Source organism: Mycolicibacterium madagascariense, assembly GCF_010729665.1.
Classification (GTDB): domain Bacteria; phylum Actinomycetota; class Actinomycetes; order Mycobacteriales; family Mycobacteriaceae; genus Mycobacterium; species Mycobacterium madagascariense.
In genome coordinates this window covers 578718-602035 of the sequence record NZ_AP022610.1, presented here as the reverse complement: position 1 = coordinate 602035, position 23318 = coordinate 578718, and the positions used below count along the sequence as shown (strand labels likewise).

Annotated in this window: 15 protein-coding genes; 9 read left to right on the top strand and 6 right to left on the bottom strand. The window is 68.7% G+C overall.

The genetic code is table 11. The features are described 5' to 3' along the window. Positions 1-13: 13 nt before the first annotated feature. Together G6N60_RS02725 and G6N60_RS02720 are read right to left on the bottom strand one after the other, a co-directional pair. A complete protein-coding gene (locus tag G6N60_RS02725; protein ID WP_163732219.1) occupies positions 14-361 on the bottom strand; it encodes a hypothetical protein in 348 nt (115 codons plus the stop codon). A gap of 3 nt (positions 362-364) precedes the next feature. Continuing rightward, a complete protein-coding gene (locus G6N60_RS02720) occupies positions 365-1123 on the bottom strand; it encodes an isocitrate lyase/PEP mutase family protein (RefSeq protein WP_163732216.1) in 759 nt (252 codons plus the stop codon). Positions 1124-1235: 112 nt separating this feature from the next. On the opposite strand from G6N60_RS02720, the gene G6N60_RS02715 reads away from it, so the two are divergent. The 5 genes from G6N60_RS02715 to G6N60_RS28105 all read left to right on the top strand — a co-directional run bounded on the left by G6N60_RS02715 (position 1236) and on the right by G6N60_RS28105 (position 5366). Next, complete coding sequence (locus G6N60_RS02715) at positions 1236-1532, top strand: Rv0250c family protein (protein ID WP_163732213.1); 297 nt, start codon at positions 1236-1238, stop codon at positions 1530-1532. A gap of 71 nt (positions 1533-1603) precedes the next feature. Then, complete coding sequence (locus tag G6N60_RS02710; protein ID WP_163732211.1) at positions 1604-2419, top strand: succinate dehydrogenase subunit SdhC; 816 nt, start codon at positions 1604-1606, stop codon at positions 2417-2419. A gap of 45 nt (positions 2420-2464) precedes the next feature. Next, positions 2465-4384, top strand: a complete 1920-nt coding sequence (locus tag G6N60_RS02705) for a fumarate reductase/succinate dehydrogenase flavoprotein subunit (protein ID WP_163743341.1) — start codon at positions 2465-2467, stop codon at positions 4382-4384. 1 nt (position 4385) lies between these two features. After that, a complete protein-coding gene (locus G6N60_RS02700; protein ID WP_163732207.1) occupies positions 4386-5138 on the top strand; it encodes a succinate dehydrogenase/fumarate reductase iron-sulfur subunit in 753 nt (250 codons plus the stop codon). Positions 5139-5204: 66 nt separating this feature from the next. Continuing rightward, positions 5205-5366 (top strand): hypothetical protein, encoded by a 162-nt coding sequence (locus G6N60_RS28105; protein ID WP_170312540.1) that lies wholly within the window; start codon positions 5205-5207, stop codon positions 5364-5366. 1 nt (position 5367) lies between these two features. Here the strand turns inward: G6N60_RS28105 and G6N60_RS02695 are convergent, their stop codons facing one another. Continuing rightward, positions 5368-5853, bottom strand: a complete 486-nt coding sequence (locus G6N60_RS02695; protein ID WP_163732204.1) for a flavin reductase family protein — start codon at positions 5851-5853, stop codon at positions 5368-5370. Between the two features lie 186 nt (positions 5854-6039). Here G6N60_RS02695 and G6N60_RS02690 point away from each other — a divergent pair, with 186 nt between their 5' ends. From G6N60_RS02690 to G6N60_RS02680, 3 genes are all read left to right on the top strand, one after another. Then, on the top strand, positions 6040-7770 hold the full coding sequence (locus G6N60_RS02690) for an AMP-binding protein (RefSeq protein WP_163732201.1): 1731 nt from the start codon (positions 6040-6042) through the stop codon (positions 7768-7770). Between the two features lie 28 nt (positions 7771-7798). Further along, positions 7799-8449 (top strand): GAP family protein, encoded by a 651-nt coding sequence (locus G6N60_RS02685; RefSeq protein WP_163732198.1) that lies wholly within the window; start codon positions 7799-7801, stop codon positions 8447-8449. Between the two features lie 172 nt (positions 8450-8621). Then, complete coding sequence (locus G6N60_RS02680; protein WP_179969627.1) at positions 8622-9692, top strand: PE-PPE domain-containing protein; 1071 nt, start codon at positions 8622-8624, stop codon at positions 9690-9692. Between the two features lie 81 nt (positions 9693-9773). Here the strand turns inward: G6N60_RS02680 and G6N60_RS02675 are convergent, their stop codons facing one another. The 3 genes from G6N60_RS02675 to pks2 form a co-directional block, all read right to left on the bottom strand. Further along, positions 9774-12746 carry an MMPL/RND family transporter gene (locus G6N60_RS02675; protein ID WP_163732192.1) on the bottom strand — a complete coding sequence of 991 codons (2973 nt, stop codon included), beginning with the start codon at positions 12744-12746 and terminating at the stop codon, positions 9774-9776. 81 nt (positions 12747-12827) lie between these two features. After that, positions 12828-14243, bottom strand: a complete 1416-nt coding sequence (locus tag G6N60_RS02670; RefSeq protein WP_163732190.1) for a condensation domain-containing protein — start codon at positions 14241-14243, stop codon at positions 12828-12830. A gap of 40 nt (positions 14244-14283) precedes the next feature. Beyond that, complete coding sequence (gene pks2 / locus G6N60_RS02665) at positions 14284-20580, bottom strand: sulfolipid-1 biosynthesis phthioceranic/hydroxyphthioceranic acid synthase (protein WP_163732186.1); 6297 nt, start codon at positions 20578-20580, stop codon at positions 14284-14286. An 805-nt stretch (positions 20581-21385) separates the two neighbouring features. Here pks2 and G6N60_RS02660 point away from each other — a divergent pair. Beyond that, complete coding sequence (locus G6N60_RS02660) at positions 21386-23221, top strand: acyl-CoA dehydrogenase (RefSeq protein WP_163732183.1); 1836 nt, start codon at positions 21386-21388, stop codon at positions 23219-23221. Positions 23222-23318: the final 97 nt, after the last annotated feature.

Sequence of the window (23318 nt, the reverse complement as noted above, 5' to 3'; positions counted from 1 at the left end):
GCGCACCGCGGGCTCAGACGTGGCCCGCGTTGGTGGGCGTGGTCGTGCCGTACGGATTGGAGGGGGTGTCGGTCGTCGACGTCGGCTCGTCGGTGGCGGGCGCGTCGGTGGGCGGCGGCTCGGGCGCCGGCGGGATACCGCCGTCCTGGGTGGTCTGCACGCTGGGCACCTGATAGCTCGTCGTGGTCGTCGACGTCGTATACGCCGACTCCGACGTGGGATCCGTCGTCGACGGCGGCGGCGGAACGAACGCCGGCGCCTGCGACGAGTCCGCGGTGTGGATCACCGCCACCACCAGCACGATCAGCAGCGCGACGGCGGCAGCGCCCGCCCCGTAGATGAGTCCGCGGTCGTCGGGCACCCGCTACCGCCAACGCGCCAGCAGCGTCTCCGCGTGCCCGGACAGCGCGCGCTGGAGGAACGGACCGAAGCTGATCCGCCCGACGCCCAGCGGGCCGAACGACGCGGGGTCGTCCTGGTCGGGCAGCGCGATCGCGTTGACGGGCAGCGGCAGCTCGGAGGTCAGCCTGCGCATCGTGGCGTCGTCGTGCCGATCGACCGGGTACAGGCTGTCGGCGCCCGCCTCGGCGGCGAGCGTCAGGCGCGCGATGGCGCGGTCGACCCGGTCCGCCGCGTCGCCGTCCTCCCGGATGAACAGGTCCGTGCGCGCATTGACGACGACGTGGACGCCGGCGGCGTCGGCCGCCGCGCGCAGTTCGCCGACCAACGCCGCGTGTTCCTCGGGCGAACGCAGCCGCTTGCCCTCGCGGTGCACGGTGTCCTCGATGTTCAAGCCGACCGCGCCGACCGAGAGCAGCCCCTCGATCAGCCGCTGGGGCGTCTCGCCGTAGCCGGACTCGACGTCGACCGACAGCGGCACGTCGACCGCACCGGTGATCTGCGCGACCCTGGCGAGCAGCTCGTCGAACGACATTCCCTCGCCGTCCGGCTTGCCGACCGAATCGGCGACGGGATGACTGCCGGCGGTCAACGCAGCGAACCCCGCGTCGACGGCCAGCTGGGCGGACCAGGCGTCCCACACCGTCGGCAGGATCGCCGGGTTCCCCGGCACGTGCAACGCCTTCAGCGTCGCCGCGCGCTGCCGCACATCTTCATCGGACACTCTCGAACCTCTCCTCACACGTGATCTGTCTCACTCTGGTGTCGGCCTGTGACTAGCATCAATTGTCGTACCGTGATTCGTGACACCCTTCAGCCCAAGGAGGTCAACTCCGTTGTCTTCGACCACCGAACTCGATCAGCTGCACGAGCTGATCGGCGGCCTACGCCGCTGCGTGACGTCACTGGCATCACGCTACGGCGACACCGTGGCAATGCGCCGCATCGTGAACGACGCCGAACGCATCCTGAACGACGTCGACCGACTCGACATCGATGCCGAGGAGTTGAATCTCGCACGCGGGGTAAGTCACCACCACCGCACCCTCGAGAAGATCGGCATCCCGGACACGCAATACGCCAGCGACTTCTGGCAGGACGTGGACGACGAAGGACTCGGCGGCACGCGGTAGCCCGCCCCACCCAGCACCCGCCCCACCCAGCACACGACGAACCCAGAACACGACGAAGTGAGGGAAACCCTTTGAGCGCACCCACCGCCGACCGCCCCGGCACCGGTGTCTTCTCACCGACGCGAGCGCGGATCTCCCAGCGCACGCTGCGGACCGACAATTGGCTGAAGTCGCCGATCCTCACCGACCTCGGCTTCGCGGCGTTCGTCATCTACGCGACCGTGCGGGCGTTTCAGCAGGACCACTTCTTCGTCGAGAAGTACCACTACCTGACACCGTTCTACTCGCCGTGCATCAGCAAGGGCTGCGGCGCGGCGAGCGACTTCTGGCCGCAGATCCTGCCCGACGTCTGGTGGTTGCCCTACGCGGCGGCGTCCCTACCGTTCCTGCTGCTGTTCCGGTTGACCTGCTACTACTACCGCGGGGCCTACTACCGCTCGGTGTGGCAGGCGCCGACCGCATGCGCGGTGGCCGAGCCCCACGCGACGTACTCCGGTGAGACCAAGCTGCCGCTGATCATCCAGAACACCCACCGGTACTTCTTCTACATCGCCGGCATCATCTCGCTGATCAACACCTACGACGCGATCATGGCCTTCCATACGCCCAATGGCTTCGGCTTCGGGCTCGGCAACGTCATCCTGCTGGTCAACGTCATCATGCTGTGGGTCTACACGCTGTCGTGCCACTCCTGCCGCCACGTCGTCGGCGGACGGCTCAAGCACTTCTCCAAGCACCCCGTCCGCTACTGGCTGTGGGGCCAGGTGAGCAAGCTCAACACCCGGCACAAGCTCTACGCGTGGATCACGCTCGGCACCCTGATGCTGACCGACTTCTACGTCATGATGGTGTCCATCACCGGCTGGGACCTCAGATTCATCGGCTAATCCGTTGGCCGACAACATAATTCACTAAGCAAGGGATTTCAGATGGTGGTTGAACTCGAACGGCACGAATACGACGTCGTCGTGATCGGTGCCGGCGGGGCCGGGTTGCGCGCGGTGATCGAGGCCCGCGAGCGCGGCCTGCGCGTGGCGGTGGTGACGAAGTCGTTGTTCGGCAAGGCCCACACCGTGATGGCCGAGGGTGGCTGCGCGGCCGCCATGAAGAACGTGAACAGCAAGGACACCTGGCAGGTGCACTTCGGTGACACGATGCGGGGCGGCAAGTTCCTCAACAACTGGCGGATGGCCGAACTGCACGCGCAGGAGGCGCCCGACCGGGTGTGGGAGCTGGAGACCTACGGCGCGCTGTTCGACCGCACCAAGGACGGCAAGATCAGCCAGCGCAACTTCGGCGGGCACACCTACCCGCGGCTGGCCCACGTCGGTGACCGCACCGGGTTGGAGATCATCCGCACGCTGCAGCAGAAGATCGTCTCGCTGCAGCAGGAGGACAAGCGCGAGCTCGGCGACTACGAGGCCCGCATCCGGGTCTTTCACGAGTGTTCGGTGACCGACCTCATCAAGGACGGCGACCGCATCGCCGGGGCGTTCGGCTACTACCGCGAGACCGGCAACTTCGTCCTGTTCGACGCCCCTGCGGTGGTGCTCGCGACGGGTGGCATCGGCAAGTCCTTCAAGGTGTCGTCGAACTCGTGGGAGTACACCGGCGACGGCCACGCGCTGGCGCTGCGTGCCGGCTCGAACCTCATCAACATGGAGTTCATCCAGTTTCACCCGACCGGCATGGTCTGGCCGCTCTCGGTCAAGGGCATCCTCGTCACCGAGGGCGTGCGCGGTGACGGCGGAGTGCTGAAGAACTCCGAGGGCAAGCGGTTCATGTTCGACTACATCCCTCCGGTGTTCAAGGGCCAGTACGCCGAAACCGAAGAGGAGGCCGACCAGTGGCTCAAGGACAACGACTCGGCCCGACGCACCCCTGACCTGCTGCCCCGCGACGAAGTGGCCCGCGCCATCGTCGCCGAGGTCAAGGCAGGCCGCGGCACGCCGCACGGCGGGGTGTACCTCGACATCGCCTCGCGCATGCCCACCGAGGAGATCATGCGACGGCTGCCGTCGATGTACCACCAGTTCATCGAGCTCGCCGAGGTCGACATCACCAAGGACGAGATGGAAGTCGGCCCCACGTGCCACTACGTGATGGGTGGCATCGAGGTCGACCCAGACACCGGTGCCGCCAAGACGCCCGGACTGTTCGCCGCAGGCGAGTGCGCCGGCGGCATGCACGGCTCCAACCGGCTCGGCGGCAACTCCCTGTCGGACCTGCTGGTGTTCGGCCGACGTGCCGGTCTCGGCGCCTCGGACTACGTTCGGGCGCTGGCCGACGACCGGCCCAAGCCGCCGCAGGACGCCATCGACGAAGCCACCAAGATGGCGTTGGCGCCCTACGAGGCACACGACGACCCGGAGAACCCGTACACGCTGCACGCCGAACTCCAGCAGTCGATGAACGACCTCGTCGGCATCATCCGCAAGGAAGACGAGATCAACGAGGCGCTGGGCAAGCTCGACGAGCTGCGGGGTCGCCTGCAGAACGTCGCCGTCGAGGGCGGCCGCGTCTACAACCCGGGCTGGCACCTCGCGATCGACATGCGCAACATGCTGCTGGTCAGCGAATGCGTCGCCAAGGCGGCGCTGCAGCGCACCGAGAGCCGCGGCGGACACACCCGCGACGACCATCCCGCGATGGACGCCAACTGGCGCAACACCCTGCTGGTGTGCAAGGCCACCGAGGCCGCCACCGCCGAGCAGCTCGTTCCCAGCGTGACCGTCGAGCCCGAGCAACAGGTTCCCATGCGGCCGGACCTCCTCGAGGTCTTCGAGCTGTCCGAACTCGAGAAGTACTACACCGACGCCGAACTCACCGAACACCCACAACGGAAGGGCTGACATGGCTGCGTACGAAGCGAGCATGCGGGTCTGGCGCGGCGACGACACCGGCGGCGAGCTCAAGGATTACACGGTCGAGGTCAACGACGGCGAGGTCGTGCTCGACATCATCCACCGGCTGCAGGCCACCCAGGCCAACGACCTGGCCGTGCGCTGGAACTGCAAGGCAGGCAAGTGCGGATCGTGTTCGGCCGAGGTCAATGGCCGTCCGCGACTGATGTGCATGACCCGGATGTCGACCTTCGGGGAGGACGAGACCGTCACGGTGACCCCGCTGCGGACGTTCCCCGTGATGCGCGACCTGGTGACCGACGTGTCCTTCAACTACCAGAAGGCGCGCGAGATCCCGTCGTTCACCCCGCCGAAGGATCTGCAGCCGGGCGAGTACCGCATGCAGCAGGAGGACGTGAACCGCAGCCAGGAATTCCGCAAGTGCATCGAGTGCTTCCTGTGCAACAACGTCTGCCACGTGGTCCGCGACCACGAGGAGAACAAGGAGGCGTTCGCCGGTCCGCGGTACCTGATGCGTCAGGCCGAGCTGTCGATGCATCCGCTGGACCAGCTCGACCGTCGGGACATGGCGCAGGAGGAGAACGGCCTCGGACTGTGCAACATCACCAAGTGCTGCACCGAGGTCTGCCCCGAGCACATCAAGATCACCGACAACGCACTGATTCCCATGAAGGAGCGCGTCGCCGACAAGAAGTACGACCCCATCGTCTGGCTGGGTGACAAGCTCTTCAAACGGCGTTAGCCGACGACTGCGGCGTACTCTGAATCGAAGAAGATCCAAGCCATTCGACGACGAGGGGCGCACCGCATGAGTGCTGGAGATACGCAGAGCGTCAACGACATTCGGACCGCGATCCGCGAGCTGACCACCCGTTCGGAGCTGGCTCGCAAGGAGGGCAGGCCCGACGACGCGGCCGAGCTGGACCGTCGGATCCAGGGGTACCGCGAGGAGCTGGGCGCGCGCCCCTGAGCTATGCGCCGAGCCGGCGAAACGTGCTGCGGTGGAACACGATTGGCGCGACGTCCGCGTGCACCGTGATGTCGTGGACCCGCAGCACGACGATCGTGTGATCCCCCGCCAGCACCAGCTGATCGATCGCGGTCTCCAACCACACGCTGGTGCCGTGGATGAAGACCGCGCCGCCCTCGGTCGACGTCGTCTCCAGCCCGGCGAACCGGTCGCCGGTCTTGGCGGCGAGCGTCTTGGCGGCCGCGTCGTGCGCCTCGCCCAGCACCGAGATGCCGAGCTTGGGCAGGTCCTTGAGCTTGGGCCAGGTGGTCGAGCTGTTCTGCACGCTGAACGACACCAGCGGGGGATCCAGCGACACCGGGACGAACGTGCTGGCGGCCAGGCCCACGCGCTCCCCGTCGACCTCCGCGGCGATGGCGATGACCCCGGTCGGGAAGTGTCCGAACGCCTCGCGCAGGGATGTCGGGCTCAGGTCGGTGCCGCTCATGGCAACTCCATCTCTACGGGTATCCGGACACACGCCCTCCATCATGGCCCGCGAAGCCGCCACGGGCCAGGGTCCCGATCGACGTGAATCGAGCTCCCCAGCCGCTTTGCTACCCGGCCGCCCCCGGCTCGCGGGCGGCGCGTGCCGCGGGTACACGGGGGCCTACCGGGCGGTAATCTGACGCGCATGCCCTCCTCGTCCCTGATGTCTCTGCTGCGCGAACGGGCCGGACTGCAGCCCGATGACCCGGCATTCACGTTCACCGACTACGAAGCCGACTGGGACGGCATCACCGAGACGCTGACGTGGGCACAGGCCTACCGCCGAGCGGTCAACGTCGCGATCGAGGTGGCCAAGCACGGTGTCGTCGGCGACCGCGCGGTGATCCTCGCCCCGCAGGGCCACCACTACGTCTCCGCATTCCTCGGCGCGACGCAGGCCGGCCGCATCGCCGTGCCGCTGTCGGTGCCGTCGGTGGGCACCCACGACGAACGGGTCAGCGCCGTGTTCGCCGACACGACGCCCACGGTGATCCTGACGACGTCGGCCGTCGCGCCCAGCGTCACCGAGTACGTCGCCGAACTGAACGCCGAGGCGACCATCATCTCCGTCGACGACCTCGACCTCGACGGTCGCAACGGCTCGCCGCCGCGGGTCAAGGACGCGCCCGCGACGGCCTACCTGCAGTACACCTCGGGTTCGACGCGGGTCCCCGCCGGCGTGATGATCTCTGAGCGCAACCTCTCGGCGAACTTCGAGCAGTTGATGGCCGACTACTTCCCCAGCCTCGGTGGCGTCGCACCGCCCGAGACCACGATCGTGTCGTGGCTGCCCTTCTATCACGACATGGGCCTCATGCTCGCCGTCATCGCGCCGATCCTGGGCGGCTACCACGCCAAGATCATGAGCCCGCTGTCGTTCCTGGCCCGTCCCGCCCGCTGGATCCAGTGGCTGGCCTCCAACCCCAGCGTGTACTCGGCGGGCCCGAACTTCGCCTTCGAGTTGGCCGTCCGCAAGACGACCGACGAGGACCTCGCCGGGATGGACCTCGGTGACGTGCTGACGATCGTGACCGGCAGCGAACGCGTCCACCCGGCGACGCTGAAGCGCTTCACCGACCGCTTCGCCAAGTTCGGGTTCAAGGAGAACATGATCACGCCCTCCTACGGGATGGCGGAGGCCACGGTCTACGTCTCGACGCGGGCTGCGGGTGGCGCCCCGCAGATCGTCGACTTCGTCCCCGAGAAGCTGGGCGCCGGCATCGCCGAGCGGACCGCGTCCGGGACGGGCAGCGAGCTCATCAGCTACGGCGTGCCGCACTCGCCGCCCGTGCGCATCGTCGACACCGAGACCCGTCGCGAGTGCGAGCCCGGCGTCGTCGGCGAGATCTGGACCAGGGGCGACAACGTCTCATCCGGCTACTGGAACAAGCCGGAGGAGACCGAGCGGACGTTCGGCGGGATGATCGTCGATCCCTCGCCGGGCACGCCGGAGGGACCGTGGCTGCGCACCGGCGACCTGGGATTCATGTCGGAGGGCGAGCTGTTCATCGTCGGCCGCATCAAGGACCTGCTCATCGTGTACGGGCGCAACCACTACGCCGAGGACATCGAGGCCACGATGCAGGAGATCACCGGCGGGCGCGTCGCGGCGATCTCCGTCGACGTGGACCGCACCGAGAAGCTCGTCGCCATCATGGAGGTCAGGAAGCGCGACGACTCCGAGGAGTCCAAGGACAAGCTCGCCCTGGTCAAGAACAAGGTGACCGCGGCCATCTCGGCCTCCCACGGCCTCAACGCCGCCGACCTCGTGCTCGTCGCGCCCGGCTCGATCCCCATCACCACGAGCGGCAAGGTGCGCCGCAGCACGTGCGTCGAGCAGTACCGCGCCGGGCAGTTCACCCGGGTGGACGCCTAGCCGGTTCACCGGCACCGGCGCCGACCCGATGTGGATCACCCTGCTGGTGATGGCCGTCGCCGTCAGCCTCGAGCCGTTCCGCATCGGGATGGCCGTGCTGATGCTGAACCGGCCGCAGCCGCTGCGGCAACTCGTCGCCTTCCTCTGCGGCGGCTTCGCGATGGGTGTGTCGGTGGGCCTGATCGTGCTGTTCGTGCTGGACCCCGCGCTGCTGGGGTCTCGTCACTTCACGCTGCCCCGGGTGCAGATCGTGATCGGCGTGCTGGCCATCGTCGTCGCCGCGGCGCTCGCCGGCGGGCTGCGACTGCCAGGGTCCGGCGATGCGGGCAGGCTGACGACCTGGGCCGGGCGCCTCGCCAACGGCAGTTCGCTGTGGGTGGCCGGGCTCGCGGGCCTCGGCATCGCGCTGCCGTCGGTCGACTACCTCGCCGCGCTCGCCGTGATCCTGGCCTCCGACGCCTCGGCGGGCACCCGGGTCGGCGCGCTGGTCGGGTTCAACGTCGTGGCCTTCGCGCTGGTGGAGCTCCCGCTGCTGGCCTACCTGATCGCACCCGACCGGACCCGCGACGCGATGGGCGCCCTGCACGGGTGGGTGCGATCACGGCGCCGCCGCGACGTCGCTGCGCTGTTGGCGGCGATCGGCGCACTGCTCGTCGGCGTCGGCCTCGTCGGTCTGTGACCAGGCAGCCGACTCACAGCCGGGCACGGACGCGTCGATGGTGCACGACGTTGCCGGCTCCAGTACCGTGGGAGGCGAAACCCGGTCGAGCATCCTGGTTTTCGCGTGTCGTCGTCGTTACGATGGCCGTCTTGACGATCACCGAGGCGACGGGCTACCGAGGAAGAAGACATTGAGACGACTTCTCGCTGGGGCGATGACGCTGGGTCTGGTCGGCACGGCCGGAGGTTTCGGCACCGGCGTGGCGATGGCTGATCCGGCGAATCCCCCGGTCCCCTCGCCGGTGGGCCCGGGCAACACCGCGCAGGTCGTCTACGCGCTCGGTGGCGCGCGGCCGCCGGGCATTCCGTGGGTCGACTACACCAACCGCGCCGGCAACGAATACTTCCCCAACGCCAAGCGCGACCTGATCGACTACCCGGCGGGCGCCCCGTTCAGCTGGGTGCCGACGATGTTCCTGCCCGCCGGGTACAAGCCCGACCGCGTGACCATCGGCGACGCGGCCACCCAGGCCACCAACAGCTTGAACACCGCGATCCGCAGCGGCAGCCAGCCCGCCGCGGCGGTCGGCCTGTCCCAGGGCACCCTGGCGCTGGACCAGGAGCAGGTGCGGCTGGCCAACGATCCGAAGGCGCCGCCGCGAGACAAGCTGCAGTTCACCACGATTGGCGATCCGACCGGGTACCACGCGTTCGGCAAGAGCTTCCTGGCCGGCATGTTCCCGCCGGGGAGCTACATCCCGTTCATCGACTACACGATGCCCAAGCCGGTGGAGAGCCAGTACGACTCCAACCGCGTGATCGCGACCTACGACGGCCTCTCCGACTTCCCCGACCGGCCCGACAACATCATCTCCGACGTCAACGCGTTCGCCGCGTCGGCGATCGTCCACACGCCCGCGGCGTTCACCGGACCCGGCGACGTGCCGCCGCAGAACATGCGGACGACGGTCAACTCCAAGGGTGCGACCACCACGACCTACCTGATCCCGGTCAACCACCTGCCGATGACGCTGCCGCTGCGCTATCTGGGCATGTCCGATGGCTTCGTCGATCAGATCGACAGCGTGCTGCAGCCCATCGTCGACGCGGGATACTCGCGCTACGACGACCCGGCGAACCGCCCGACGTCCGTCGACCCGGTCCACGGCATGGACCCGATCGGCATCCTCGACCCGGCCACCCGCGACACCATCGAGGGCACCTTCGCTCAGGTGCGGAGCTTCCTGCCGCCCCTTCCCTGACCCACCCTGCCCCGGGGCGGCCGCCCATCACACGCCAAATCGCAAGAGCCGAGCCATGATTGGCCATTCGCGGCTCGTCGGTCAGACCTTGTCGAAGACCGTCCTGGGCTCCTCCGGCTCGTCGGCCGAGGCCTGCTGTTCCCACGGTCGTGACGGCCACCAGCTGGCGCGCCCAAGCAGGGCGGCGATCGACGGCACGGTGATGGAGCGCACCAGGAACGTGTCGACGAGGATGCCGACGCCGATGACGAACCCGCCCTGCACGACGACGCCGATGCTGGAGAACAGCAACCCGAACATCGACGCGGCGAAGATCAGCCCCGCCGCGGTGATGACGCCACCGGTGGAGCGCACCGTGCGGATCACCCCGGAGCGGACGCCGAGGCCGGACTCCTCCCGCAGGCGCGACGCCAGCAGCATGTTGTAGTCGGCCCCCACCGCCACCAGCACCACGAACGCCAATCCCGGTACGCTCCAATGCAATTGCTGCCCCAGGATGACCTGGAAGAACAGCACGCCGATGCCGAGCGCCGACAGATACGAAATGACCACGGAGCCCACCAGATACAGCGGCGCCACGACGGCTCGCAGCAGCACCATCAGGATCAACAGCACGACGATGACGGTGACCGACACGATGAGCGTGATGTCGTGGTCGTAGTAGTCCCTGGTGTCGCGCAGCGTGACGGGATAGCCCGACATCGAGATCTTGGCGTCGGCGAGCGTCGTATTGGGCTGTGCGCCCTTCGCGGTCGCGAGGATCGTGTTGACCTGGTCCATCGCCTGGGTGCTGAACGGGTTGAGGTCGGTCTGGACGAAGTACCGCACCGAATGTCCATCGGGTGAGATGAACAGGGCGGCCATCTTGCGGAAATCGTTGGTGCCCAACACTTCTGCGGGGATGTTGAAACCCGCCATCGAGGGATCCGACGCGTTCTGCCCCATCGACATGAGGAAGCTCGACGCCTCGTCGAGACCGATGCCCATCCGCTTGGTCTGATCGACGAGTAACGTCACGCCGTTGGCGATCTGCTGGCTCGCGCCGGCCAGATCGTTGGCGCTCTTCTGCACGACGCCGACCTGGACCTTGGCGCTGCGCGCATCGGTGATGCCCAGCTTGCGCAACGCGGTCGTCGCGGTTTGCATGGTCGAGCTGAGGCTGTTGATCGACGACGACAGCTTGTCCAGCGGGCCGGTGTCCTGCAATTGCTTGCCGAGGGTGACGATCTTGTCGAGGCTGCCGTCGTCGCGCGCGGTCTGCAGGCGGACGAACTGGCCGCGCGCCGTGACGCACACCGGGTTGACGTTGCAGACCGGGCTGTCGTTCAGCGAGGCGATCACCGGGTCGAGCCATTCGAAGGTCGGGTTGTAGTTCTGGAAGCTGGTCTCGATGAGCTGGCCGAGCTGCCGGATGCCCGCGATGATCTTCGTCGCGTCGCCGAACTGGCCGAACGTCGTCCCGCCGCCGAACTGGTTCTGCACGGCGGCCAGCGTGTCGATGAGACTGCCGACGCTGCCGATCGCCATGTTCACCCGGCCGCGGACGTCGCCGAGGCCGCCCGCCAACTGGTTCGCCCCGGACGCCAGACGGTTGAGGTCGCCGGTGCTGCCGTTGATCAGGTTCGAGGCCCCGCCGAGCTGGCTACCGACCTGCCCGGCCTGATACGTCGCCCTGGCCTCTTCGAGGGACTCGCCCGTCGGTCGCGTCACGCCGCGCACCATCGCGATGCCGGGGATCTGGCTGACGCGCTGCGCCATCTGCTCCAGATCGGCCAGCGCCCGCGGGGTGCGCAGGTCCTGCGGCGAGGTGATGAACAGGTATTCGGGGATGGTCTCGTTGACCGGGAAGTGCCGTTCGAGGGCGGCGTAGCCGACGGAGCTGTCCGCCGAGCCGGGCAGCTGCTTGCGGTCGTCGTAGTTGAACCGCACCAGCCCCGCGCAGCCGGCCAACGCCAGCAGGATCACCAGGCTGGCCACCAGCGACCGCGCGGGACGCCGCACGATGCGCACCGCGGTATGCCGCCAGAACCGTGCCGTGAGTTCGCGTCTGGGCCCGACCCATCCGCGCCGACCGGCCAGGACCAGGACCGCGGGCAGCAGGGTCACCGCGGCCAGGAACGCGACGGCGATCGCGACCGCCAGCGCCACGCCGACCGTGGAGAACACGCCGAGCTTCGCGAAGCCCATGCCGAGGAACGTGACGCCGACCGTCGCGGCGGACGCGGCGATGACTTTGCCGATCGAGACGAGGGCCTTCTGCACGGCGCGGTCCGAATCGTCGCCGAGCCGCACGTAGTCGTGATAGCGACTGATGAGGAAGACCGCGTAGTCGGTTCCCGCGCCGGCGATCATGGCGCTCAAGAACACGATCGTCTGGTTGGAGATGGACAGTCCGGTGAACAGCGAGATGGCCGCGACCACCCCCTGCGCGGTCAGCAGCGACGCGCCGATGGTGACCAGCGGCAGCATCATGGTGGCCGGATTGCGGTAGATCACGGCCAGGATGATCAGCAGCAGGATCGTGATCGCCAGCTCGATCGGCAGCCGGTCGTTGGCGCCGGCGACCGTGAGGTCGGCGACGGTCGACGCCGGACCCGTCAGATGAGCCGTGAGCGACGTGCCGCTCAGCGTGTGCCTGACGATGTCCGACACCCGGGTGTAGGCCGAATAGGACTCCGGCGTACCGAGCTCACCCGCCAGTCCGACGGGCAGGATCCACGCCTTGCCGTCTTTGCTGGCCAGCACCTGTCGCAACTCCGGCGTGCTGATGAAGTCCTGCAGCATCTGGACGTCGCCGTTGTCCTGGCGCAACCGGTCGACGAGGGTGGCGTAGGCCTTCTCGTCGGCAGGCCCGAGACCGGCGTCGTCGGTCAGCAGGACGACGAGGACGTTCTCGGACCCCGCCTCCTTGAAGGTCCGGCTGATCTCCTTGGCCGTGACCGTCGACGGCGCGTCGGCGGGCAGGATCGCGACGGGGTTGCGCTCGGACATCACCGTCAGCGACGGGACCGCCAGCGGCATCGCCACCGCGAGCACCACCCAGCACCCGATCACGACCCACGGCCACCTGGCGACGAGTTGACCTAGCCGTTCGAAGATGCGGATACCTCCGGGTTCGGTGCGGCGCCGAACGCCTCACGCCACATTGCGCCAGTGCCCACTCTCGGCCACTCGTGCGAAGACCGACTTCAGCGCGGCGAGGTACTTCGCCACCGACGCCTGCGCCTCGGGATTGTCGGGGAACATCACTGCGACGGCGGTCTCGTTGGCGACCCGCATGACGTAGATGCAGAGCTGGTAGGAGAACCGGCCGTCGCTGTAGATGCCGATGTTGAGGTCGCCGAGATCGGCCGTGAGCAACACCGACAGCGGCGCGGTGCCGGCGTCGAGGAAGTTGACCACCGGGAAGTTGGGCCGCGGCTTGCTCAGTTCGGGGGCCAGCTCCAGGACGCGGTCGTAGGGCACCTCGGCCAGGCTCAACCCGGTGTCGAAGGACACCTGCGCGGTCCGGGCGGCTTCGCCGAACGACGCGCCCGCGATCGGCACGGTGATCGGCACCAGCCCCGTGAACCAGCCCTGCGTCGCCATGTCGGTCGCGCTGCGGCGGGTGTCGCTGGGGGTGAGCCCGTAGTACGTGTCGGCCCCGATCAGTTCGTGCTCGGCCAGCGCACTGCACGCGAGCACCCCGCCGATGAACCGGGCGCCTGCGGCCGTGCACGCGTCCTCGAACCGGGCGGTCTGGTCTTCGTCGAGCATGGTCGCGGTGACGATGTCGGCGAGGTCGAGCACCGTCGGGTCACCCATCGGCAGCGGGAACGCCGGCATGTTGCCGTCGTTGCCCTGCGCGAACTGGATCCAGGACTTCACCTGCGGCGAGTCGGCCGTCAGCCCCTCGGTGAACACCAACTGCCTGCGGCAGAACTCGTCGTAGCTGCCTGCCTCCGGCAGCGGAATCGGCGGATGGCCGCCGACCAGCGCCAGGTACATCATGTGGAACTCGATCAGCGTGGTGCCGACGATCATCGCGTCGACGTGCACGTGGTCGATGCTGGCGAAGAACGTGAAGTGGTCCTCGTCCTGGACGATGCCGAACCGGAAGCAGTCCCACTGCAGCGGATCGGGCGTCGCGACCACCAGGTCCCTGGCCTCGTCCAGGGTCAGCTCGCCGTGGCGGACCGGGACGAACTCGATGTCGGCCGGGTCCTCGATCGTGCGGCGGCCGACCGGTCCGTCGCCGTCGTAGGAGAACATGCTGCGGTAGGTGTCGTGCCTGCGCAGGTGGGCGTTGATGACGTAGGTCATCGCGCGCACGTCGCAGCGGCCCGGCGCATCGCAGCTGACGATCATCAGCCGCGAGTAGTCCAGACCGTTGGCCCGCTGGTCGTAGAAGCCGCGGATGTGCTGCGCCTGCATGTAGCTGACCGGGACGTCGCTCTGCGGCGCCTGCGCTGCCGCCGCCAACGCCGCCCGTGACGGCTGCCAGGACACGGCCGTGCCCGCGCTCGGTTCCCAATCGGTGAGCGTGCCCACCGACAACGGCCCTACCCGCAACGTTCCCCTCCTTTGCCTGACTCTGGACCCACCCGTGCCGTCACGAGCTTGCCAGAGCCGCTTCCCTGGACTCCAACTGCTCGCACAGGTGCTCGGCGAGCCCGCGGACCGTCGTGATGTGCGTCGGCTGGATGCGGATGCCCGTCTCGGTCTCGATGCGCGTGCGCAGCTCGAGGTTTCCGAGCGAGTCGAGGCCGTAGTCCGACAGCGGTCGATCGGGATCGATGCTGCGTCGCAGCAGCAGGCTGATCTGGTCGGACACCAGCCGCCGGATGTGGCTCGGCCACTCCTCGCGCGGCAACGCCTGCAACTCGGCCCGGAACTTGCCCGTGTCCTTCTGACCGCCGCTCATCGCCTGGAAACCCTCGGCGAACTTGCTGCGCTGTGCGAAGGACGTCAGCCACGGCGTGCCGACGAGCGGCGCATAGCCGCTGTAGGTCCGGTCGTGGCTCAACAGCGCGGTGAGCGCGCGGACGCCCTCCTCGGAGGTGATCGCCATGCCGAAGTCCTCGGCGAAGGCCGTCGCCCGCCCGACCTCGCTCCAGGCGCCCCACGCGATGGAGGTGCCGGGGTAACCCTGGGCCGCCCGCCAGTGCGCGAACGAGTCCAGCCAGCTGTTGGCCGCGGAGTACGCGCCCTGTCCCGGCGAGCCGACCAGTGCGGCCGCCGAGGAGAACGAGCAGAACCAGTCCAGCGGCTGGGACACCTCGACCTCGTGCAGAGCCTGATGAATATTCCAGGCGCCGTGGACCTTTGGCGTCCAGCAGCGGTCGATGAGGTCACCGCTGATGTTGGTCAGCGTGGCGTCCTCGACCACCGCGGCGGCGTGCAGGACGCCCCGCACGGGCAGACCGGATGCGGTGGCCGCCGCCACGAGACGATCGGCCGTACCCGGCTCGGCGACGTCGCCGAGTTCGACGTGGACGTCGGCGCCCGCGGCGACGAAGCGGTCGATCGCCTGCTGCGCCTCGGGACTCGGCGCCGAGCGTCCGTTGAGGACGATCCGCCCGGCTCCGGCCGACGCCATCTCCCCGGCCAGGAACAGGCCGAGACCGCCGAGACCGCCGGTGACGATGTAGGCGCCGTCGGGCCGGAAGACCCGCACCTCACTCGGCGGCACGACGGCCACGCTCTTGCCGTCCTGCGGGACGTCGAGCAGGACCTTGCCGCTGTGGCCCGCGCCGCCGATGAGCCGGACGGCCGTGGTGGCATCGCTCATCGGGTAGTGCGTGGTCTCCGGCATCGGCAGCGTGCCGTCGGCGGTGCGCTCGTAGACCGTGGTGAGCAGCCGCTGCACCGTCTCGGGATGGCTGTGCGTCATGAGCGCGAGATCCACGGCGTACAGCGCCAGGTTGCGCCGGAACGGGAAGAGCCCGAGGTGGGTGTCCCCGTAGATGTCGCGTTTGCCGATCTCGACGAACCGGCCGCCGAACGCCAGCAGTTCCAGGCCGACCCGCTGGGCCGCCCCGGGCAGCGAGTTGAGCACCACGTCGACGCCGTACCCGTCGGTGTCGCGGCGGATCTCCTCGGCGAAGGCGACGCTCCTGGAATCGTAGACGTGCTCGATTCCCATGTCGTGCAACAACTGTCGACGATGCGGGCTGCCCGCCGTCGCGTAGATCTCGCAGCCCGCGGCGCGGGCGATCGCGATCGCCGCCTGGCCGACGCCGCCCGTGCCCGAGTGGATCAGCACCTTGTCGGTCGACGAGATCCTGGCCAGGTCGTGCAGTCCGTACCAGGCGGTCGCCGACGCCGTCGGGATGGCGGCGGCCTCGCTCACCGGGATCTGCTCGGGCAGCGGGATCGCCAGTCGGGCATCACAGGTCACGAACGTGCTCCAGCAGCCGTTGGGCGACATGCCGCCGACCCGATCCCCGACCCGAAGGTCGGTGACGTCGGGTCCCACCGCGGTGACCACGCCCGCGAAGTCGATGCCGAGCTGCTGCTGATAGCCCTCGAACGTGGGGTAGCGACCGAACGCGACGAGGACGTCGGCGAAGTTGATGCTCGACGCGGTGACCCTGACCTCGACCTGGCCGGGACCGGGGGCCACGCGTTCGAAGGCGGCGAACTCCAGCGACTCGACGTCGCCGGGGTTGCGGATCTGCAACCGCATGCCGTCGCGCTCGTGCTCGACGACGACGGTGCGCCGCTCGGCTGCCCGCAGCGGACCGGGACGCAGCCGGGCGGTGTACCACTGCCCGTCGCGCCACGCGGTCTCGTCTTCCTCGGCGCCGCTGCGCAACTGCTGGGCGACCTGGCGCGGCTCGGTCTCGGCGTCCACGTCGATCTGGGTGGCGCTCAGATGCGGGTGCTCGGAGTCGATGACCCGCATCAACCCGCGCAGACCGCCGTGCTCCAGGTTGGCGACGTCGCCGTCGAGCACGCTGGCCGCATTCCTCGTCACCACGAACAGGCGGGGCGACTCGCCGGGCAGTTCCGCCAATTCCGTGGCGACGCCGACGATCTGCGCCACGTACTCGCGACCGAGACGCACCAGCGCGTCGCCCGGTCCTGGGGTGCCGGTCACGACGACGACACCGGTGACCGCCCGCAGGTTGTCGCCGGCGAGGTGTGCCCGCAGCGCGGCGGTGTCGGCGAGATGGTCGGCGCCGAGCGGCCACGACATCGCCGTGCACTGGGCGCCGTCGTCGTTCAACAGTTCGGCCAGTTCGGTGGCGAGCGCGTCCGTCGGCTCGGAAGCGTTGAGCACCAACCAGTTTCCCGGCTCGGCCCGTGACGAGTCGGGCAGTTGGGCCTGTTCCCACTCGATGGTGAGCAGCCGCTCGTTGAGCATCCGGCCGGCGTGCTCGCTCTCCGACGCCCCGCCCGCGAGTCGCAGTCCCTCGACGGCGAGGAGCACCGTGCCCGACTCGTCGAGCACGTCGAGGTCGACCTCGCACTCCCCGGCCCGCGACGACGTCACCGTCGTCACGCAGTAGTGGGCGTTGCGCGTCGGGTGGTGGCACCGGATGCGGCGCACGCCGACGGGCAGGAGCAGTCCGCCCCCGCCGGCGGCCTGGACCTCCGGGTGCACCACGACCGACTGGAAGCAGGCGTCGAGCAGCGCCGGGTGGGTGGCGTACGACGACTGCTGCGAGCGGATGAGACCCGGCAGGGCGACCTCGGCGAGGATCGTGGTCACGTCACCCTCGGCGGTGTGCACCGCGGCGAGGCCGGAGAAGGCGGGTCCGTACTGGATGCCGACACCGTCGAAGGCCATGCGCAGCTCGGCGCCGTCGACGCTGTTCGGGTGCGCCGCCAGGAGCGCCTTGACGTCGTAAGCCGGTGGCAGGATGGGGGTTTCGTCGAGGGCGTGCAGCACGGCGCCGGCCCGGCGGATGCGTTCGCCGTCGGCGTGGGTGTCGACGGTGAAGTCGAGGAAGCCGGGCGCCACGACCGTCGCCCCCGCCGAGATCACGTTCTCCTCGTCAAGCAGCAGCGTCTGTTCGAAGCGGACGTCGCGCACCTCCGACGCGTGGCCGAGCGTCGTGCGCGCGGCCGTCACCGCCATCTCGCAGTACGCCGCTCCGGGAAGTGCCGGCACGCTGTGGATCTGGTGATCGACCAGCCACGGGTGGGCGGCCGTGCCCACCTCGCCCTGCCAGACGTGGCGTTCGGGCTCCTCGAACAGGTGCACGTGCGCCCCGAGCAGGGGGTGCACGGCCTGCACGGACGCGCCGTGGGACTGCTGCTCCTGACCGTCGCGGGTCAGCATCAGCTCGCGGTGCGTCCAGGTCGCCAGCGGCGCATCGACCAGCTGGCCGCCGGGGTACATGGTGGAGAAGTCGATGGCAGCGCCCGCCGCGAAGACGTTGGCGACGAAACCGCGCAGACCGTCGGGCAATTCCTGCTCGCGGCGCATCGCGGCCAGTGCGGCGATCGGCATGTCGAGGCTGCCCGCGTTCTGCTGCACGGCGTGGGTGAGCAGCGGGTGGGGCGCCATCTCGGCGAACACGCGGAAACCGTCGTTCAGCGCCGCCTGCACGGCCGCCCCGAACCGGACGGTGAACCTCAGGTTGTCGGCCCAGTAGTCACTGGTGAACGAGGGCCGGTCACGCGGATCCCACAGTGTCGCCGAGTAATACGGGATCTGCGGCTTGCGCGGCTCGAGGTCGTCGAGCACGTCGATGAGGTCGTCGAGGATCGGGTCGACCTGCGGTGAGTGCGACGCGACGTCCACCGCCACCTCGCGGGCCATCACGCCCTTCTCCTCCCAGGCCGCGACGAGGTCGCGGATGCTCTGGGTGGCGCCGCCGACCACGGTCGACGTCGGCGACGCGACCACCGAGATCACGACGTCATTGATTCCGCGGATCGACAACTCCGAGAGCACCTGCTGCGCAGGCAGTTCCACCGATGCCATGGCGCCGGTGCCCGACACCCGGTTCATGAGCTTGGAACGGCGGCAGATGACCTTGAGCCCGTCCTCCAGCGACAGCGCGCCCGCGACGACGGCCGCCGCCGCCTCACCGAGGGAATGCCCGATGACCGCACCGGGGACCACCCCGTATGCCGTCATGGTCGCGGCGAGCGCGACCTGCATCGCGAACAGCGTGGGCTGGACGCGGTCGATGCCCGTCACCGTCTGCGGCGCCGAAATCGCCTGTGAGACGGAGAAACCGGATTCGGCCTGGATCAGCGGTTCGATCGTCGCGATCGTGTCCGCGAACACGGGCTCGGTGGCCAGCAGCTCGGCGCCCATCCGCGGCCACTGCGAACCCTGCCCGGAGAACACCCAGACCGGGCCGCGGTCGTCCTGCCCGACGGCGGGCTCGATGGGCGCGTCGCTCGCCGCGACCTCGCGCAGCGCGGCGGCCAGCTCCTCGACGGTGCGCGCGGTGACCGCGGTGCGCACCGGCCGGTGCGCCCGCCGCCGCGACAGCGTGTAGCCGAGGTCGGTGAGCGAGGCGTCCGGCTCGGAGTCCAGCCAGTCGGCGAGGCGCCCGGCGGTCACCCGCAGCTGCTCGGCCGACGTCGCGGACAGCGGAATCAGTTGCGGCGCGGCGTCTTTCGCAGTCGCGGCCGCCGTCTCGGCGGCACCGACCGGTGCCTGCTCGAGCACGGCGTGCGCGTTGGTGCCCGACATGCCGTAGGACGACACCGCGGCGCGGCGCGGCCGGTCGCCGTCGTGCGGCCACGGCGTGACCTCCTGCGGCACGAACAGCCCGGTGTCGATCGACGCGATCTCCTCGGGCAACTGGTTGAAGTGCAGATTCTTCGGAACGACGCCGTGCTGCAGCGCGAGGATCGCCTTCATCATCCCCAGCGGACCCGACGTGGACTGCAGGTGACCGAAGTTGGTCTTCGCCGAGCCGAGCACCGTCGGACCACCGGTCCCGTAAACGCTTGCCAGACTGGCGAATTCGATGGGATCGCCCACCGGGGTGCCGGTACCGTGCGCCTCGACGAAGCCGACGCTGGCCGGATCGATGCCGCCCGCCGCCAACGCCGCCCGGTACACCTCGACCTGCGCGTCCTCGGACGGCGTGGCGATGTTGGGCGTGCGCCCGTCCTGGTTGGCAGCCGTGCCCTGCACGACCGCCAGGATCCGGTCGCCGTCGCGCTGCGCGTCGTCGAGACGCTTGAGGATGAACACCACGACGCCCTCGCCGGAGACGAACCCGTCGGCGTCGACATCGAACGTGTGGCAGCGCCCGCTCGGCGACAGCATGCCCTGCAGTGACCCCGCGATGGACTTGCGCGGTTCGAGCGCCACCGCGACTCCGCCCGCGGCGGCCAGGTCGCTCTCGCCGTCGTGCAGACTGCGGCACGCCAGATGGATCGCCATGAGGCCCGACGAGCAGGCGGTGTCGACCGTCAGGGCCGGCCCGTGCAGTCCCAGCGCGTAGGACACGCGGCCGGACGCGAAGCTGTTGCTCGTGCCGCTGAAGCCGTAGGGCCCCTCGGCCGCGCCGATGTCCGCCGACAGCAGCTCGTAGTCACCGTGGGTGAGCCCGATGAATACGCCGGTCTGGGTCTTCGCCAGCGACGACGGGTCGAGGCCGGCGTGTTCGAAGGCGTCCCAGGAGGTCTCGAGGAGCAACCGGTGCTGCGGGTCGACGGCGGTCGCCTCGCGCTCGGTCATGCCGAAGAAGTCGCAGTCGAAGCCACCGACGTCGTCGAGGAAGGCGCCCCAGCGGGTGATGGACCGGCCGGGCACGCCGGGCTCGGGGTCGTAGTACGCGTCCGCGTCCCAGCGATCGGCGGGAATCTCTCCCACCAGGTCGTCACCGCGGAGCAGCGCCTCCCACAGCAGCCGAGGGGAGTCGATCCCTCCCGGTAGACGGCAGGCCATTCCGATTACGGCAACGGGTGTCGCGGTGGGTTCGCGCAAGTGTGTTCTCCCTGCTCTTGCCCCGGTGCCCGGGGCGCTCGACGGCCATGCGAATGCCTCTAAGCCCCAGCGCTGAGTCACCCGCCGGTGCCGCACTGCACCAGGCTCAAGATCAGACAAACGTTCAGCGGTAGCTTAGCGGCTCAGCGCCGCTGGGCCACTTAGGCGCTGCCGCACCGCACGTGTCTGTGAAAAACGTGATGCGCGTACGGTTTGCACAGTTTGCGACCCCAAGGTCGCACCCCGGAACGCTTAGCACAGCCCCCTGTGTGGAGCGCAGCGACTTTTGCTGCGAAGCGGCGGAGTTTGCCCCGACGGGCGGCCCGTCGGCCCACCTCGTCGCGGCGGTGGCGGCGCGGCGACAAGGGTCTTATCCGGGCGATGGATGCGGTGGCCAGGGTGGTCGAGGGGCGATGGCTAAGACGCTGGTACAGGGCGGGCCGGCCGGTGCGGCGGCCCGAGGCTGGCGTCCCGGCGGTTGCGGACCGGCCCCGGCCGCGGCCGCGCGATCCGTGCGACGGCTCGCAGCGTCCGGCCGCCTAGTCCCACGCGCCTCACGCGTACCACCGGGGACGGGTGCTGCGGCCGCTCGTGGCAGATATCACATTGAACCAAATGCGCAGCTCAGGGGTCCTGACCCCACCCCATGAGAGCCCCGATCAACCGCCGGGTTGGTTAGCCGGGCCAAATTTGCTCGACACTGCTTTGCGATCAAGTTACCAGCCGGTATAGTTGGCTGCAGTTACTGGTGGGTAACTTAGCCCGAGTACCCAACCGCAGGTGGCATTCTCATCGAGGAGGAAACGTGAGCCACTACAAGAGCAATGTACGTGACCAGGCATTCAACCTGTTCGAGGTCTTCGGCGTCGACCGGGTGCTCGGCCAGGGTAGGTTCGCCGACCTCGACGAGGACACCATCCGCGAGATGCTCTCGGAGATCGTCAGGATCGCCGAGGGACCCGTCGCCGATTCGTTCGCCGAGTCCGACCGCAACCCCCCGGTCTTCGACCCGGAGGCGCACACCGTCACCCTGCCCGCGGCCTTCAAGAAGTCGGTTCGCGCGATCACCGAGGGCGGCTGGGACAAGATCGGCATCAGCGAGGAGCTCGGCGGCATGCCGATGCCCCGCGCGATCCAGTGGGCCCTCATGGAGCACGTGCTCGGCGCCAACCCGGCCGTGTACATGTACGCGATGGGTGCCGGCTTCGCCGACATCTTCTTCCACCAGGCCACCGAAGAGCAGAAGAAGTGGGCCGTGCTGGCCGCCGAGCGCGGCTGGACGTCCACCATGGTGCTGACCGAGCCCGACGCGGGCTCCGACGTCGGCGCCGGCCGCACCAAGGCCACCCAGCAGCCCGACGGCTCCTGGCACATCGACGGCGTGAAGCGCTTCATCACCTCCGGTGACGCCGACGACCTCGGCGAGAACATCCTGCACCTGGTGCTGGCCCGCCCCGAGGGCGCCGGACCCGGCACCAAGGGTCTGTCGCTGTTCTTCGTGCCGAAGTACCTCTTCGACTTCGAGACCGGCGAGCCCGGCGAGCGCAACGGCGTCTTCGTCACCAACGTCGAGCACAAGATGGGCCTCAAGGTCTCCGCGACCACCGAGCTGTCGCTCGGCCAGCACGGCATCCCCGCCAAGGGCTGGCTCGTCGGCGAGGTGCACAACGGCATCGCGCAGATGTTCGACGTCATCGAGCAGGCTCGAATGATGGTGGGCACCAAGGCAATCGCCACTCTGTCCACCGGGTACCTCAACGCGCTCGAGTACGCCAAGACCCGCGTCCAGGGTGCCGACCTGACCCAGATGACCGACAAGACCGCGCCGCGCGTGACCATCACGCACCACCCGGACGTCCGTCGGTCGCTGCTCACCCAGAAGGCTTACGCGGAATCGCTTCGCGCGCTGTACCTCTACACCGCGACGTTCCAGGATGCCGAGGTGGCCAAGGCCGTTCACGGCATCGAGCCCGAATTGGCCAACAAGGTCAACGATCTGCTGCTCCCGATCGTCAAGGGTGTCGGCTCCGAGCAGGCCTACGCCAAGCTCACCGAGAGCCTGCAGACCTTCGGTGGCTCCGGCTTCCTGCAGGACTACCCGATCGAGCAGTACATCCGCGACGCGAAGATCGACTCGCTCTACGAGGGCACGACGGCCATCCAGGCGCAGGACTTCTTCTTCCGGAAGATCGTCCGCGACAAGGGCGTTGCGCTCGGCTTCGTCGCCGGTGAGATCGAGAACTTCATCAAGGACGAGGCGGGCAACGGCCGGCTCAAGGCGGAGCGGGCGCTGCTGGCGACCGCACTGGCGGACGTGCAGGGCATGGCCGCCACGCTGACCGGCTACCTGATGTCGGCCCAGGACGATGCCGCCAGCATCTACAAGGTGGGCCTGGGCTCGGTGCGCTTCCTCATGAGCGTCGGCGACCTGGTCCTCGGCTGGCTGCTGCAGAAGCAGGCCGCCGTGGCGATCGCCAAGCTCGACGAGGGTGCCACGGGTGCCGACAAGTCCTTCTACGAGGGCAAGGTCGCGGTGGCGTCGTTCTTCGCCAAGAACTTCCTGCCGTTGCTCACCAGCACCAAGCTCGTCATCGACACGATCGACAACGACGTGATGGAGCTCGACGAGGCTGCCTTCTAAGCCCCGCTTCTCCGCGCGAACAGTCGCAAAGGGCCCTGAAATCGGTGATTTCAGGGCCTTTTGCGTCTGTTCGGCATGAGCCGTGGGCCGAAGTTAT